Origin of the sequence: Mameliella sp. CS4, assembly GCF_019392335.1 — a bacterium.
Taxonomy (GTDB): domain Bacteria; phylum Pseudomonadota; class Alphaproteobacteria; order Rhodobacterales; family Rhodobacteraceae; genus Antarctobacter.
Window position 1 is genome coordinate 47199 of the sequence record NZ_JAHXRQ010000009.1, and the last position, 15139, is coordinate 62337.

Annotated in this window: 10 protein-coding genes; 7 read left to right on the plus strand and 3 right to left on the minus strand. The window is 63.0% G+C overall.

What is annotated here, in order from left to right; all coding sequences use genetic code 11:
* Window positions 1–90 precede the first annotated feature (90 nt).
* Window positions 91–1260, minus strand: a complete 1170-nt coding sequence (locus tag KZZ07_RS12635) for an OmpP1/FadL family transporter (RefSeq protein ID WP_219514566.1) — start codon at window positions 1258–1260, stop codon at window positions 91–93.
* Between the two features lie 166 nt (window positions 1261–1426).
* Entirely contained in the window at window positions 1427–2290 is an 864-nt protein-coding gene (locus KZZ07_RS12640) for a DMT family transporter (protein ID WP_219514567.1), read from the minus strand.
* A 360-nt stretch (window positions 2291–2650) separates the two neighbouring features.
* Here KZZ07_RS12640 and KZZ07_RS12645 point away from each other — a divergent pair, with 360 nt between their 5' ends.
* A complete protein-coding gene (locus KZZ07_RS12645) occupies window positions 2651–3445 on the plus strand; it encodes a Hint domain-containing protein (RefSeq protein ID WP_219514568.1) in 795 nt (264 codons plus the stop codon).
* Window positions 3446–3578: 133 nt separating this feature from the next.
* Here KZZ07_RS12645 and KZZ07_RS12650 read toward each other — a convergent pair whose 3' ends face one another.
* Window positions 3579–3893, minus strand: a complete 315-nt coding sequence (locus KZZ07_RS12650) for a DUF1476 domain-containing protein (protein ID WP_219514569.1) — start codon at window positions 3891–3893, stop codon at window positions 3579–3581.
* Window positions 3894–4074: 181 nt separating this feature from the next.
* On the opposite strand from KZZ07_RS12650, the gene purC reads away from it, so the two are divergent.
* From purC to KZZ07_RS12680, 6 genes are all read left to right on the plus strand, one after another.
* Window positions 4075–4836, plus strand: coding sequence for a phosphoribosylaminoimidazolesuccinocarboxamide synthase (purC, locus tag KZZ07_RS12655; RefSeq protein WP_219514570.1), 762 nt, complete (start codon window positions 4075–4077; stop codon window positions 4834–4836).
* Window positions 4836–5171 carry a hypothetical protein gene (locus KZZ07_RS12660; protein ID WP_219514572.1) on the plus strand — a complete coding sequence of 112 codons (336 nt, stop codon included), beginning with the start codon at window positions 4836–4838 and terminating at the stop codon, window positions 5169–5171. Before purC ends, KZZ07_RS12660 begins: the two co-directional genes overlap by 1 nt.
* Window positions 5172–5223: 52 nt before the next feature.
* A complete protein-coding gene (locus KZZ07_RS12665; RefSeq protein ID WP_219514574.1) occupies window positions 5224–6087 on the plus strand; it encodes a trypsin-like serine peptidase in 864 nt (287 codons plus the stop codon).
* Between the two features lie 89 nt (window positions 6088–6176).
* Window positions 6177–8414 carry a trypsin-like serine peptidase gene (locus KZZ07_RS12670; RefSeq protein WP_219514575.1) on the plus strand — a complete coding sequence of 746 codons (2238 nt, stop codon included), beginning with the start codon at window positions 6177–6179 and terminating at the stop codon, window positions 8412–8414.
* 78 nt (window positions 8415–8492) lie between these two features.
* On the plus strand, window positions 8493–11075 hold the full coding sequence (locus KZZ07_RS12675; protein WP_219514577.1) for a trypsin-like peptidase domain-containing protein: 2583 nt from the start codon (window positions 8493–8495) through the stop codon (window positions 11073–11075).
* A 749-nt stretch (window positions 11076–11824) separates the two neighbouring features.
* Entirely contained in the window at window positions 11825–15106 is a 3282-nt protein-coding gene (locus KZZ07_RS12680; protein WP_219514578.1) for a right-handed parallel beta-helix repeat-containing protein, read from the plus strand.
* The last annotated feature ends 33 nt before the right edge of the window (window positions 15107–15139 follow it).

The window sequence follows — 15139 nt, forward strand, 5'->3', positions numbered from 1 at the left end:
CCGAAACCTGCGCAAAGGCGCGGACTGCGGGACGGAAAAACCCGGGGCGTTGGACGGCCCCGGGTCAAGCTGTGGTCGCGCGTGTCGCGGTCAGAAGTTGACCGCGAATTTCATGCCGACGCCAATTGCGTGGTTGTCGTCAAAGGAGGTCGCGGGCGAGAAGGGGCCGACCTCGGTCTCTGCCTTGCCGATCTGGACATAGCGCACGCCGCCCGAGATCTCGTACATGCCCTTGGTGTAGGCGGCGCCGAGGCCGACGCTCCAGTTGCCGTTGGTCGGCCCGAGGTTGGAGGCGAAGTTGCTGTTTGCCGGCTCATAGCCGACCGAGACGGAGCCGGCCCAGTTCTCTGTAAAGCGGCGGCCGACGCCGAGGTTGTAGGTAATCGTGTCGTCCTTGTAAGAGACAAGCGCAACGCCCGGGCCGCCGGCCAGCGTGCCGGTCAGCGTGTCGTAATCGGTGGGCCGGATTTCGAACTCGCTCCAGTCGACCCAGCGCACGGACCCGAAAAGCAGCGTGTCCGGGGCGATGCCGGTCTGGAATTCCAGGTTCACCGATTGCGGTGTCTTGATCCCAGTGGTCGAGCTGTTGGCAAGGCCGATGGCCGAGTTTTCGACGGTCGGAAGATCGTGCTGGATCCCCGAGTTGTAGGTCAGCGCGACGCGCAGGGCGATGTCCGGCCGTTCATAGGCCGCCCCCAGGAGGTAGCCCCAACCAGCGTCACGCTCGGTATCCGCGCTATAGGGCGTGCCGGCCAGCGGCCCGGCGGGCAGCGTGATATAGGGAATGAAGGCCTCGGCGGTGAGGCGCTGGTAGCGGACGCCGCCATGCACGCTGAAGTTCTCGTTGAACTTGTAGCGGGCGACGGCTGTCAGCCCTTCGGACTGCAGTTTGGCGGTGGCGCTGGATGCGAAATAGCCGGTGCCGGTGTCATATTCCACGTCGGCGCCGAACGGCTGCTCAAAGATCAGGGCGACCGAGAACTTGTCGTTGTAATCGTGTTTCAAGGCGGCGCCGAACTGCAGGTAGTCGTTCGTCATGTTGCCGGACTTGCTGCCCGCCGTCGATCCGCCCAGCGCCGGGGGAAAGGTGACGACCTGCACACCGGACACATCGGTCGAGACCGAGCCGAAACTGAGCTCGGCATAGGTGCCCTGTTCGAAGATCACGCCGATCGACTGGCCCGAACGGTCTATGCCGCCAGCTTGCGCTGCCAGCGGTGCCAGCGCCAGCGCGCCCACCCCTATAAGTCGTTTTTTCATTTTGTCCCTCTATCCCTGAGTGTGGGAAGTCTCCTGTGGATAAGCTATTGAGGGGTTAACTGAACGGTCAATTCGTGACGAAACGTCAGCAACCGTGTCCGCAACGCAACGTTACGAAATTGTAACACCTGGCATGCGGGGTCGGTGGCCGTGGAAAACGGTTTGATTACCGGGTTTTGCGCGTTTCGAACCAGATGTTCCCGTAGTTCGCGCCGAAAATGACCAGCGCGCCCAGCAGGACCAGCGGGTCCAGCGCCTCGGCGTAGACCAGAATGCCGACCAGCGCGATCACCGGCAGCCGGGCAAAGTCGATGGGCATGACAACGGTTGCAGGGGCCAGCGAGAGCGCCGTTGTCAGGCAGAAATGGGCCATCAGCCCGGCAAAGGCGATCAGCACCACCCAGGGCAGGCTGCTGGCGGCGGGCAGGGCGATGTCGCCGTCGATCCCGGCGCAGATCACGCCAAAAGCCGCCTGCATGACGGTCAGCCAGAAAAGGATGCAGGTGATCCGTTCCGTCCGGGTCAGCAGCCGGGTAAAGACCGCCGACCCGGCAAAGCCGATGGCCGCCAGGGCTGCGGTCAGCTGTCCGATATGGGCGGTTTCGGGCGAGGGGCGGGTGACGATGAGGATGCCGACAAAGCCCAGGATCGCCGCGCCCACCCGGTTGGGTGTCAGCCTTTCGCCAAGGATCAGCGCGCTCAGGAGCATGACCCAGAAGGGCGAGGTGAATTCAAGCGCGAAGACCTGCGCCAAGGGGATCGCGGTGATCGAGAAGAACCAGAGGTTCTGGCCGGAAAAATGGAACACGTTGCGGACCAGATGGGTGCGCATGTTGCGGGTCGTGATGTGCGACAGGGTGCCCGCCATTCCGGCCACCGCCAACACGATCACGATGCCGATGAGCGACCGGTACATCATGATCTCGAAGGTATCGAGATCGAGGCTGACCGCGCGCCCGGCGATGGCCATGACGGTGAAAGAGGCGATGGCCCCTGTCATCCAAAGGCAGCCGCGCAGCGTATCGTGCATTCAAGGGAGTCCCGTTCCGTATCTGCCGCGCATCTGTGCAAGAGTGCGTCAGAATTGTCCAGATCGGATACGGGCAAAAGTCGATCTCATGGAGGCAATCGTTGGAAATCATGTGTGTGGCGGCCGGGCGATGTTGCCGGTTGTTTTTCGATTTCAAAGGTAATCTTTTCACGTCCTTGAAGGGAGTGCTGCCAAAGCAGAATTTGGCCCTTTAGAAATATAGGTTATCCGGCGATGACACTTACATTTTCCTACGCTCTGTATTTTTGAGGTCCCGTTCCGTCGGATCTGGCGCTGCCTGGTTTTTGGGCAAACACACAGCCTGTAGGCACGACCAACTGGAGCGGGCTGGAAAGAGAGTTGTTTGATGAGGAGACATTGGATTTTCTCGAAGAGGGTGATCCAATAGATCTGGATTCGACTTTAACTTGTAGTATTGCACCCTATACTGGATATGCATTTGATATTGGCGGTGAATTATACGCAATATTTGCTGAGAAGGTTAACGATTATCAATACAAATACTACATTCCGAACAATGATCCGAACCTCGAACTGCTTTTCACCCTTCAATACGCTCTCAGTGACCCGGTACCGGTGCCCTTGCCGGTCGCTCTTGATGGATCGGTTGCCAACTGTTTTCTTGAAGGAACCCTGATCGATACGCCGTCAGGTGAGGTGGCCATACAGGAGCTTCGGGTCGGAGATCTGATCACGGCGACTGACGGCCGCGACATCCCTGTCAAATGGGTGGGGCGGCAAACACGGCTCAACCTGTTTCGAGGTGAAGGTGCGCGCCCCGTCCGTGTCGCGGCGGGTGCGCTCGGCGATGGCCAGCCGCATACCGATCTGGTTCTGACACCCGAATACGCGCTCATTATCGACGGGCTGGCGGTCAACGCTGGCGTCTTGGTGAACGGGGCGAGAATCACATTCGATCCGGCGCCTGAGCGTGCGACCTACTACCATATCGAGACCGAGAACCACGACGTCATCCAGCCAATGGCGCACAGGCCGAAACATATATCGACTACATCGGTCGGCGGTCCTTTGACAATTTCGCCGAATACATTGAACTTTATGGTGAGGAACGCGCTATCGCGGAGTTGCCTTTCCCACGCATCATCACCAGACGTTTGTTGCCGCCCGCACTAAAGGCGCGGCTCGATGGTCAAGCTGCGGCGTAACAGCGTTGACGGCCCTTTGATCGCTGCAAGAAACGGGATTCCGCAAGAAAAAGGCCAGCCGCAGAGCGGCTGGCCTTTTTCTTGTCCAGTGAAAGACGGCCTCAGGCCTCTTTCATGATCTGGTCCTTGGCCATGACCAGCAGCGCCGCGCGCTTGGAGCGGATCTCATCCGCGGTGGCCTTGTCGCCCAGGTCGCCCGCGACCTTGCGCACCACGTCCTCGTGACCGGCTTCTTCGAAATCGGCCTTGATGACCTCGACGGCATAGGCGTCGGCGTCAGAGCCGGTCTTGCCCAGCAGTTCCGCCGCCCAGAGACCCAGAAGCTTGTTGGCGCGGGCCTCGGCCTTGAACTTCATTTCCTCGTCGTGGGCGTACTTGTTCTCGAACGCGTTTTCGCGATCGTTGAAGGTGGTCATGAGCGCGGCTCCCTCGGCAACGTAACTTTCCCTTGGGATATGCCGCTCCGGGGCGTCCGGTGCAAGGGGCAGTAGCGCCGCAGCCCGCGCCCGGCTTGCAGCATCACGGGCTCTGTACTATGGAAAACGCCACCGCGCCGGGATTCTCCATGCGCGGTCTATCCGTTTGGAAAGGGCCCCGATGGCACGGCGCAAGAAAATCTACGAAGGCAAGGCGAAGATCCTGTATGAAGGCCCCGAGCCGGGCACCATCGTGCAATACTTCAAGGACGACGCCACCGCTTTCAACGCCGAGAAGAAGGACGTGATCGAAGGCAAGGGGGTGCTGAACAACCGCCTGTCCGAGTTCTTTATGGTCGGGCTGAACGGTATCGGGGTCCCGACCCACTTCATCAAGCGGCTGAACATGCGCGAACAACTGGTCCGCGCCTGCGAGATCGTGCCGCTGGAAATCATCGTGCGCAACTATGCCGCCGGGTCGATGTCCAAGCGTCTTGGCATCGAAGAGGGAACGGCCCTGCCGCGCCCCATCGTCGAATACTGCTACAAGGACGACAAGCTGGGCGATCCGCTGGTAACCGAGGAGCATATCGCCGCCTTCGGTTGGGCCAGCCAACAGGACATGGACGATATCGTGGCGCTTGCGCTGCGGGTCAACGATTACCTGTCGGGCCTGATGTACGGTGTCGGCATCCGCCTGGTGGATTTCAAGATCGAGGTCGGCCGGGTCTACGACGGCGATTACCAGCGCCTGATCGTGGCCGATGAAATCTCGCCCGACAGCTGCCGCCTCTGGGACATCGAATCCGGTCAGAAGCTGGACAAGGACGTGTTCCGTCACGACCTGGGCAACCTGGCCGATGCCTATACCGAGGTGGCGCGCCGGCTGGGCGTGATGCCGAAATCCGCGACCCATATGGCAAAGCCCAAGCTCATCAACTGATGTTCGGCCTGTTCCGCAAGCGTAAGGCCCCCAATCAGGCGCGCAACGACGCGCAGAGGGCAGAGCTTGCGGCGCGGGGCGACGACGGCAGCGGGGCGCGGCGCGTGGTGCATCGCGCCACGCCCAGCCCGGCGGGCGACATCAACGCCACGGTGGTACAGGATTTCCTGGCCATCAAGGGGTTCGATCTCAGCGAAATCGATGATGGCGGGTTTTCCTTTGCCGAGGAGCGCGCGGTCGCGGGCACGGATTTCGACTCTCATACCGATGAGTTGGAAAAGGCCCTGGCCGGGTGGCGTTGGCGATACGAGGGCTGGAGCTGTCCGAAGGCGTGAGCTCTGCCGGACGCTTGCCAAAGCCCCCTCCAAATTGTTTTCTAAGGTCTGGATGTTCAAAAGTTATTCTTTCACTGCCATCGCGGCTTCCCTGGGCCTTGCGTTTCTGACCTCCATGACCCAGGCGGAACCGTTCGAAGGCGACCCCATGGCCTTTGGCCGCGTGGTCCAGCCGGTTCCGGTGAGGTCGGTCAGGGTCGGCGCGGCCGGCACCCGGAACATGAACGAGCCGCTGTCGGTCTTTTCCCGGAACAGTCCGATGCGCATCGCCGCCTCGCCCGTCGGACGGCTGGATGTGCTTTATTCCAGCAATGGCAACAAGGTGCGCCACTGTACCGCCGTCATCGTGGGCGAGGATCTGATCCTGACCTCCGATCTCTGCCTGCCTGCCGGGGGAATTATCGTGTCGATGACGCTGGTGATGGGCTATGACGATGGTGACATGCCGTCGTCTGCGCAGGCCTACACCGTCGATCACACGCCGGTCGAGGTCGACAGCGAGACGGGCTATGCGCTGTTGCAGGTCTTTGGCGCCCCGTCACTGCGGTATGGCACCGTCCGGTTCGCACGCCGCTCGGTGCTTGCCGCGCAGCCATTGTGGATGATCGCCCATCCGGTGGCGGGACCGATGCGGATTGCCCGCCGTGACTGCGCCGCGACAGACCCCGCCATGACCGAAGACGGCTTTCTGGGCCACGGCTGCGACAGCCTGCCGGGGACCTCTGGCGCGCCGCTTTTCGATATCTCGCGGCCCCTCACGATGGCCGCGCTGCATCGGTCGGGCAACGGTCCCGAGGGCGACGCCGTGGCGGTGCCCCTCTCGCGGATCATCGAGGCCAGCCCGCGGATCGCCCGGATCGCGCGGGAACAGCTCAAGACCTGTCAGCCGGGGCCGGGCGGCGGTTGCCGACCCTAGGCCAGTGACCGAGCGTCGGGAAACCGGCCCTTGGTCTTTGGTCGGTGTCGTTCTAGCCTATGGAAAACCTCATCCGATGCGAGGTCTCCATGATCCGATCCTTTGCCCTTGTGTTTTCCCTGCTCTGCGCCGCGCCGGTTTCGGCCCAGCCGGTCGAATTCGATCCCGCCGATTTCGGCAAGGTGATCCTGGCGCCGAAACAATCCGCCGGTGGCGGTGGCCTGACCTTTGAACAGGCTTTTGGCGATTACCAGAACGAGCCGATCCTGACCTACGGCGAAAACAGCCTGCCGCGCCGTCTTGGCCGGCCCGTGGGGCGTCTGGACGTGCTCTATGACAATGGTAAGACCGGGGTCTGCACCGCCTTCATCGTAGATGCGCAATATATCCTGACCAACAACCACTGCATCCCCGGGGTCGGGGGCCTTGGGGTCGTGGCCGCGCAGTTCGTCGCCGGTTTTGTGGACGGGGCACAGGCGCGCGGGGCGGAGAAATTCCAGGTCTCGACCGCGCCGGTCGAGACCAGTGTGACACTGGACTATTCGGTGCTGCGGGTCTTTGGCGATCCCTCGGCGCGGTTTGGCAAGGTCGAGCTTGCGGCAGAGGCGCCCGAGGATGCGGAGCTGCTCTGGATCATTGGTCATCCGCAGGGCCAGGCCCAGCACATCAGCCGCGAAGGCTGTGCCGCCGACGATCCGGCCGTCTCGCCCCAGGGCAAGCTGGTTCACAGCTGTGACACGCTGGGCGGCAACTCCGGCTCGCCGGTCTTTCGCATCACCGACCGCAAGGTCGTGGCGCTGCACCACGCGGGCGACAATCGGACGGGCTATAATTTTGCCATCCCGATGGCGCGTATCCTCGCCGAAAGCGTGGTGCTGAAGGCGGCGGCGCCCGTGCCGAAGGGGCCGCAAGTTGATGCCCGTTGCGAAGCGATGCTGGAGGCCGCGCCGGATTTTGGCTGCGCGGGCTATGAGACGTTCCTTGAGACCTGCGAGGCACATCCGCTGGCGGCGATGGTGTCGCGCCATGCGGAGCGGGTCTGCGAGCTGGAGGCGGCAGAGGACGCGCGCCGGCTTGCCGCTGTGCCGGAAGAAAAGACGCCCGACGCGCCCGCGCCGGCCAAACCGCCAGCCGAAGAGGCCGCGCGCGACGATGCCCCGCCTGCTGAACCGGACGCGCCTGCGCCGGATTCTCCGGCAGAGGAAGTCGTCGATCTGGACAGCCTGTCGCGCGATGCGCTCGAGGACTGGGCAAAAAAGACGGCCCGAGAGATCGAAGAGGTGCTTGACGATTCAGGCTGGGCCCGGGCCGATGCCATCAACGCGAAAATCCTGACCGAGATCTTTGCCGAGGCGATGGACGGAAACCCCCTTGCCGCGCCCGCGCGCGAGGCCGTCGCGCCTCATGTGGCGAAGATCCTGGATATCCATGCCAAGGTCGAGGCGATCTACGCGGCGCGTGACCTTGAGGACAAGAGGATCCTGGCGCGGGTCCGCGGTGACCTTGCCATCATTCGCGAAGGCACAGAGGCTGCCGCACGCGAGTCGGCGGCGGAGTTGCTTGCGAAGTTCCAGCTTTACAAGACAGAGAAAGACCGGCTGGAACCTCTGGCGACAGACGCGAAAAAGCAGCGCGAAGCGGCGATGAAAGCCTTGTCCGACACCCTGACAGAACCCGATCCCGGCCCGCTGGCAGCGCTGCAGCTTCTATTCCGCGAGCGCATCACGAATTTAATCGAGGATGATGTGGATGATGTGAACGCCCATGATATCACCTATCACTTTCTGCCCGCACCAGAGGGGCATGTGGCCTACTTGTGGTGCGAAGAGGGAAACAGCAAATGCCAGGGCTTTGTGCAACGCGACGGGTTCAAATACGTCGGTGCGGACTATTCTTCGAGTGTCCTGGTGCCGGGCAAGGGCTTGACCGCCGCAGAAATCCTGAATGACCCCGCCGCCTCGAAAGTGGAAATCACGGAAGAGACGGGCGGTCCGTTCTACCCGATGCGCAACGGCAAGCGGATGACATGGACCGAAAACTGGGACTGGGACACGGATCCCGAACCGGAGGCCATCTATCACATGACCCTCTTGCAGCGATGCTGCGAAATCTATGCCACATCGGACTCGGGGCGGCGGTTGGTCTGGGAGATCGAATACACCTTTGAAACAGACAACTTGGACACAAGCTACACCGAATGGTTTGATCCCAGCCTGGGCTGGGTCATTCGTTCCAAAGGCAAACAGGTCCAGAAAGGCACAAGCAAGGGCGAACGCACCAGGGTGATCCGCAAGACCTTGAGAGAGATCCTCGCCCGCCCGGACTAGGGCCAGAGATTCCGGACTTGGCGGAATGGGGTGACGGGGCGTAACCTGAGCGCATTCCTTTTTCGACGAGGCCCCGCAATGCGTCCTTCCGTCCCGAGCCTATTTCTGTCCGTTCTTCTGGCCGCCCCCCTTGCGGCGCAGCCGGTGGAGTTCGACCCATCCGATTTCGGCAAGATCGTCGTAGCAAAACGCCAGTCCGCGGGCACGGGTTTCGTGCTGGAGCAGGCCTTTGGCGATTACCAGAACGAACCCGTCATCTCTTATGGCGAAAAGAGCATCGCGCGCCGGCTGGGCCGTCCGGTGGGGCGGCTCGACGTGCTCTACAAGAACGGCAAGACCGGCTATTGTACCGCCTTCATCGTGGACACCCAGCACCTTGTCACCAACAACCACTGCATCCCGGGCATTGGCGACGTGGGTGTTCAGGCGGCGCAGTTCGTGGCGGGGTATGTCGATGCGGCCCATCCTGACAAGGCCGAGAAATTCCAGGTGGCGCTGGAGCCGCTGGAGACCAGCGAGGCGCTGGACTATTCGGTTCTGCGCGTCTTCGGCGACCCGTCGGCGCGCTATGGCAAGGTCGAACTGGCCGATGCCAATCCCGAGCCGTCGGAATTCCTCTGGATCATCGGTCACCCACAGGGGCAGGCCCAGCATATCAGCCGTGAAGGCTGTGCCGCAGGCGATCCGCCGGTCTCGACCGAGGGCAAGGTGGTGCATACCTGCGACACGCTGGGGGGCAACTCTGGTTCACCGGTGTTCCGGATCTCCGACCGCCAGGTGGTGGCGCTGCACCATGCGGGCGACAATCGCACCGGGTTCAACTTCGGCATCCCGATGACCCGCATTCTCAAGGAAAGCACGATCCTCAAGGCGGCCGCTCCGGCACGTCCGCCGGAGCCGCCCAAGGGGCAGGGCGCCTGTGAGGTGCTCTGGACCGCGGCGGAACAGCATGGCTGCCTCGGCTACAAGACCTTCCTGGCCCAATGCGCGGAACACCCGCTTGCGCCTCTGGCGGAGGGATTGGCGGACCGGTCCTGCAAGGTGGCCAATGGCACGGACCCTGACCCGGTCGACACACCCAAGGCCGAGGAGTTGACGGCCCGCATCGACGAAGCCTTGCGCACCGCCGAACTGCAGCGGGCCGAGATCTCGCGCGAGGTCAGCGCCGCCGAGCGTGCAGTGCTCAGCCTTGAAGGCACGGTCAACCGGGCCCGCGCCCGGGCCGGAGATGCCGAATCCTCTTTCGATCCGGGCAGCACCGAGGTTTCGGCGCTTTGGGATCGGATCACGCAGCGGTTGCGGACCCCGCTCACCGAGGCGCAAGAGCGCGCCCGCGCGATGCCGACGCTGCTCAGCGCGATCGACCGGGAGCTGGAGGTATTGAGAGGCGCCACCACCGAGGCCGAGATCGAATCCGCCCTGAAACGCATGTCCACGCTGGCAGAGTCCAGCCGCGAGCGGCTGGCCTTTGTCTCGTCCCGCAAGAGCGAGGCCGAAACCCTGTTCAAGGACGGTGAGTTGCGCGCCGTGGCGATGCTGAAGGATGCGGTCAATGATCAGCGATCCGCGAGCCTGCGGCGCGCTATCGACCGGGCGACCCGAACCGGCGTGGAAGCGCGGGCCAAGGTCATCAGCGCCGCTGAAGAGGCGCAGGCCCTGCGCGAGGCCCACGAAGAGCTGTTGCTGGAGATCCGTCGGCTGGCCGATGCAACCCGCTCTGAAAGCGGAGAAGCCGCAGCCGAGGCCACACGGCTTTGGGACGCGCTGGCGCGCGGTCTCAGAGGCGATGCCCTGCGCGTCAAGGCTCGTGCCAACGGAATAGCAGATTTCCAGGAACGGATTGACGCCAGCCTCGCGGACCTGCGCCGCGCGGGCACCCAGAGCGAAGTGAACATCGCCGTGCTGGAGATCGAGGCCAGCGTCGAGGGGGCCCTGTCCTGGGTGGACCTGATCTCTGACCGGATTTCCTATGGCCGAACACAGCAATCCGAGATCGCGACGCGCGTCGCCGCGCTTCGTGCGAAAGCCGAAAGCGCCGCAGCTCGCCCGCCGATCGTGGTCCGTTGCCTTGAGGTTTCGATGCCGATGTTCGCGGTCGAAGGGATTGCTGGCGTGTCACGGGACGATTTCGACGCCAATGCGGCCGAGCTGGCCTGCAGCGCCGCGCGCAAGGTCAGCGACGACCCTGCGGTGCACTATGGCTATGCCCGGGCAATGATCACCAAGAAACGCTATGGCGAGGCAATTCCGATCCTGCAGAACCGCCGCATGTCCGGGTTTACGCCCGCGCGCTACTCTCTGGGTGTGGCCTACAACAGCGGCCTTGGCGTGCGGAAGGACTATGACCGGGCGCTGGCGATCTACCGCGAGACGGCGGCAGCGGGCCTGCCGCAGGGCAAGTTCTCACTTGGGGTCTACTACAGCCTGGGCCGCGCGGTGCGCACCGATCCCGCCAAGGCGGCGGAATACCTGGTCGAGTCCATCGCCGATGGCTATGGGCACCCGATCAGCCAGTTGCACAAGCTGCCCAATGCCACCACGCGTGAAATCCAGCGCGACCTTGTGCGGCGTGGATACCTGGGCGCCGGTCAGGTCGACGGCGCTTTTGGCCCCACCACGCGCGGCGCGCTGGAACGGCTTTTGCAGGCGGCAGCGCGCTGACCGCCTATTGAGGCTGGACCGCATCAGCGGTCCGGCCCATTGCCGTCAATCCATCCGCACCAACCCTGTGCCGATGTTCTGCATGCCCGCGAGGGCGCAACCGGTTCAGTTTGACCCCGAGCGGATCGGACGGATCGTAGCCACCCGGCGCCAGTCCACCGGCACGGGTGGCTTGCGCAAACAGGCCGTCGGCGACCACAAGAAGACACGGTCAGCAGCCACGGCGGCGCCTGGGCCGTCCCGATGTTCCGTTCAAGGATAGCCTGACCGGCTGTCGCAACGCCTTGGTCGTGGATCAGCATCATCTGCTGACCAAGCACCATTGGTTTGCCGGACGCTCGGGCGGCCCGGTCTTGGCGATCGGGGCCGACCGGCAAGAGCTACTGGCCCGGGTGCCGGAGCTTTTGCGGAGTGCCAATGTGGCCGCGAGAATGGCCAGCGAATACCTCGACGATATCCTAAAGATCGAGGAAATGGCGGTTCGCATCGTCGCGGTGACGACGCACTCGCGGCGCGCGCCGGGCGTGGGAAGCCAACATACGGCGCATTTCCGGCAACGCGCAGGAGGCAAAGAAGCCGGACAAGACCTTGTGGCAGGTCCGCCTGATCACCATACGCTGGCGTGCGTCGCGCGATGCCGCAAGGGCGCAATCAAATTAGGGTGCTTGGAGGCAAGGAATTCTTTACTTGGCGGCAGGGCAGCAGGCAAAGTAGTTTCAAACAGTATTCTTTCCAACGGGGACATTATCATGCGTCAACTCATGTCAGCACTCGCACTTTGTGCAGGGGCGGCGGTCGCATTCGGCCCGGCCAGTGCGCAACAGGCTCCTGCCGAATTCGATCCCTCCGACTTTGGCAAGATCGTCATCCAGCCACGCCAATCGGCGGGCGGTGACGGTCTGGTCTTCGAACAGGCCTTCGGCGACTACCAGAACGAGCCGATCATCAAATACGGTGAGAACAGCCCGATCATCAAGCTGGGCCGCCCGATCGGGCGCCTGGACATGCTGTTCAAGAACGGCAAGACGGGTTTTTGTACCGCCTTCATCGTCGACGATCAGCACATCCTAACCAACCACCACTGCATTCCCGGCATGGACGGCGATCCGACCGGCAAGGACAGTGGCGTTCAGGCCGCGCAGTTCGTGGCGGGCTTTATCAAGCCCGGCAGCTCGGAAGGCGTCGACCGCTATACCGTCAGCCCGCAGATCATCGAAACCAGCCGCGAGCTGGACTACACGGTGCTGCGCGTTTTCGGGAACCCCTCGACCAAATATGGCATGCTGAAGCTTGCCAATGAAGATCCGCAGGACAGCGAATTCCTCTGGATCATCGGTCACCCGCAGGGCCAGGCCCAGCATATCAGCCGCGAAGGCTGTGCCGCCGCGATTCCCGCAATCTCGGCTGAAGGCAAGTTGATGCACAGCTGTGACACGCTGGGTGGCAACTCCGGCTCGCCTGTCATTCGTCTCAGCGACCATGCCGTGATCGGCCTGCACCACGCGGGCGACAGCCGCACCGGCTTCAACATGGCGATCCCGATGACCCGCATCCTGCCGCAAAGCCGCGTGCTCAAGGCGACGGCGGACCGGACTATCGACCCCGATCCGGACAAAGACAAGAAGGTCGTCGTCGATCCGAACCGTGCGCATGCGCAGGCCTGCTCGGCCATGTGGGCCGAGGCCAAGATCCTGGGTTGTGCCGGCTACGAGGTCTATGCCTCGGAATGCGGCGACCACACCTTTGCCCCGATGGCGCAGCGCATCATCGAGCGTGAATGCTCGATCCCCGACCGGACGGTGGACACCACCAAGAAGCCGGTTGAGCACGGTGGGCCGGTCCTGACGGTGAAACCCTCGGGCGGCAACTATTCCGACCTGGCCGCAGCCGTTGCGGCGGCAGAGCCGGGCACGCGCATCGAGGTCTACCCGGGCACCTATACCCGTGGCATCGACGTGTCGAAGCCGCTGGAAATCGTCGGTGTCGGCAACAAGCGTGATATCGTCCTGAAGGTGGCCGACGACAACGCGATCCGCTGGACCGCGGAATCCGGCCTGGTCTCGAACATCTCGATCCACCAGGACGGCGGCAAGTTCTTCAACTTCCACGTGGCGGCCGGTTCGGTCATCATCGAGAACAACGACATGACCTCCAAGGGTCTGGCCGTTCTTGCGATCCGTGCCAATGATGGCGCCACTATCCGCAACAACACCATCCGCGACGGTGCCCAGGGCGGTATCTTCATGTTCGAGGCGGGCCGCGCGACGCTGGAAGGCAACACGATCTTCGGCAACTCGCTGGCAGGCCTGGAACTGAAAGAGGGCGCCGACCCGGTCGTCAAGGGCAACACCTTCCGCGATGGCGGCGGTTCGGGCATCTTCATCAACGAAGGTGGCAAGGGCCGGTTCGAAGGCAACACGATCTTCAACAACTCGCTGTCGGGGATCGAGGTGAAGGCCGCGGACAACCCGATGATCTCGGGCAACACCATCCGCGACGGTCAACAGGGCGGCATCATGGCCTCTGACGGCGCCGTGGCGCGCATCACCGGCAACGAGATCTACGGCAACGCCTATGCCGGGATCGAGATCAAGACCGATGCCAACCCGCAGGTCTACAACAACAAGGTGCGCGACGGTCAGCAGTCGGGTATCTATGTCCACGATGGCGGCCGCGGCGTGATCGAGAACAACGAGATCTTCCGCAACGGCTTCTACGGTGTCTCGGTCAAGGGCGACTCGAACCCGACGGTCCGTGACAACAAGATCTATGGCAACATCTACGAGGCGATCCGCATCCGCGAAGGCGGCGGCGGCACCTATGAGCGCAACGACCTGTCGGGCAACACCGCCGGCACCTTCCGCATCGAACCCGATGCCGGCAAGGTCATCCGGATCGGCAACATCGAAGGCCCGGGCAAGGTGACCCGGACTCCGGACCCGGTCAGCACCAACGTCGTGACGGTCAAGGCCTCGGGTGGCGGTGACTACACCAGCCTGGCGGATGCTGTCCGCGCGGCAGAGCCGAATGCCCGTATCGAGGTCTATCCCGGCGTCTACACCCAGGGCATCGACGTGTCGAAGCCGCTGGAAATCGTCGGGGTCGGCCCGGTCAAGGACATCGTCCTGCGGGTGGCCGATGACAATGCGATCCGCTGGACCGCAGAGTCGGGCCGCGTGGCGCGCATCTCGATCCACCAGAACGGCGGCAAGTTCTTCAACTTCCACGTCGCGGCGGGTTCGGTCATCATCGAGGACAACGACATGACCTCGAAGGGCCTGGCGGTTCTGGCGATCCGTGACAACAAGGATGCCACCGTCCGTCGCAACACCATCCACGACGGTGCCCAGGGCGGTATCTTCATGTTCGAGGCAGGCAAGGCGACGATCGAGGGCAACACGATCTTCGGCAACTCGCTGGCAGGCCTGGAGCTGAAAGAGGGCGCCGACCCGATCGTCAAGGGCAACACCTTCCGCGATGGCGGCGGTTCGGGCATCTTCATCAACGAAGGTGGCAAGGGCCGGTTCGAAGGCAACACGATCTTCAACAACTCGCTGTCGGGGATCGAGGTGAAGGCCGCGGACGATCCGCTGATCTCGGGCAACACCATCCGCGACGGTCAACAGGGCGGCATCATGGCGTCCGAAGGGGCCATCGCCCGGATCACCGGCAACGAGATCTACGGCAACGCCTATGCCGGGATCGAGATCAAGACCAACGCCAACCCCTCGGTCTATGACAACATCCTGCGCGATGGTCAGCAGTCCGCGATCTACATCCATGACGGTGGCCGTGGCGTGATCGAGAACAACGAGATCTTCCGCAACAGCTTCTACGGTGTGTCCGTCAAGGGCAAGTCGACCCCGCTGGTGCGTGGCAACAAGATCTTCGGCAACGTCTACGAGGCGATCCGTGTCCGCGAAGGCGGTGGCGGCACCTACGAGAACAACGATCTGACCGGGAACACCGCCGGTGCCTTCCGGATCGAGGCGGACGCCGGCAACGTCATCCGCCGCGGCAACAAGGAATAAGCGCCGGACCCAGGTTCAGCGCCTGACAAAGCC

Coding starts and splice junctions, on each gene's coding strand:
- KZZ07_RS12635 (WP_219514566.1), bottom strand. CDS start 1,260: ATGAAAAAACGACTTATAGGGGTGGGCGCGCTGGCGCTGGCACCGCTG.
- KZZ07_RS12640 (WP_219514567.1), bottom strand. CDS start 2,290: ATGCACGATACGCTGCGCGGCTGCCTTTGGATGACAGGGGCCATCGCC.
- KZZ07_RS12650 (WP_219514569.1), bottom strand. CDS start 3,893: ATGACCACCTTCAACGATCGCGAAAACGCGTTCGAGAACAAGTACGCC.
- purC (WP_219514570.1), top strand. CDS start 4,075: ATGGCACGGCGCAAGAAAATCTACGAAGGCAAGGCGAAGATCCTGTAT.
- KZZ07_RS12660 (WP_219514572.1), top strand. CDS start 4,836: ATGTTCGGCCTGTTCCGCAAGCGTAAGGCCCCCAATCAGGCGCGCAAC.
- KZZ07_RS12665 (WP_219514574.1), top strand. CDS start 5,224: ATGTTCAAAAGTTATTCTTTCACTGCCATCGCGGCTTCCCTGGGCCTT.
- KZZ07_RS12670 (WP_219514575.1), top strand. CDS start 6,177: ATGATCCGATCCTTTGCCCTTGTGTTTTCCCTGCTCTGCGCCGCGCCG.
- KZZ07_RS12675 (WP_219514577.1), top strand. CDS start 8,493: ATGCGTCCTTCCGTCCCGAGCCTATTTCTGTCCGTTCTTCTGGCCGCC.
- KZZ07_RS12680 (WP_219514578.1), top strand. CDS start 11,825: ATGCGTCAACTCATGTCAGCACTCGCACTTTGTGCAGGGGCGGCGGTC.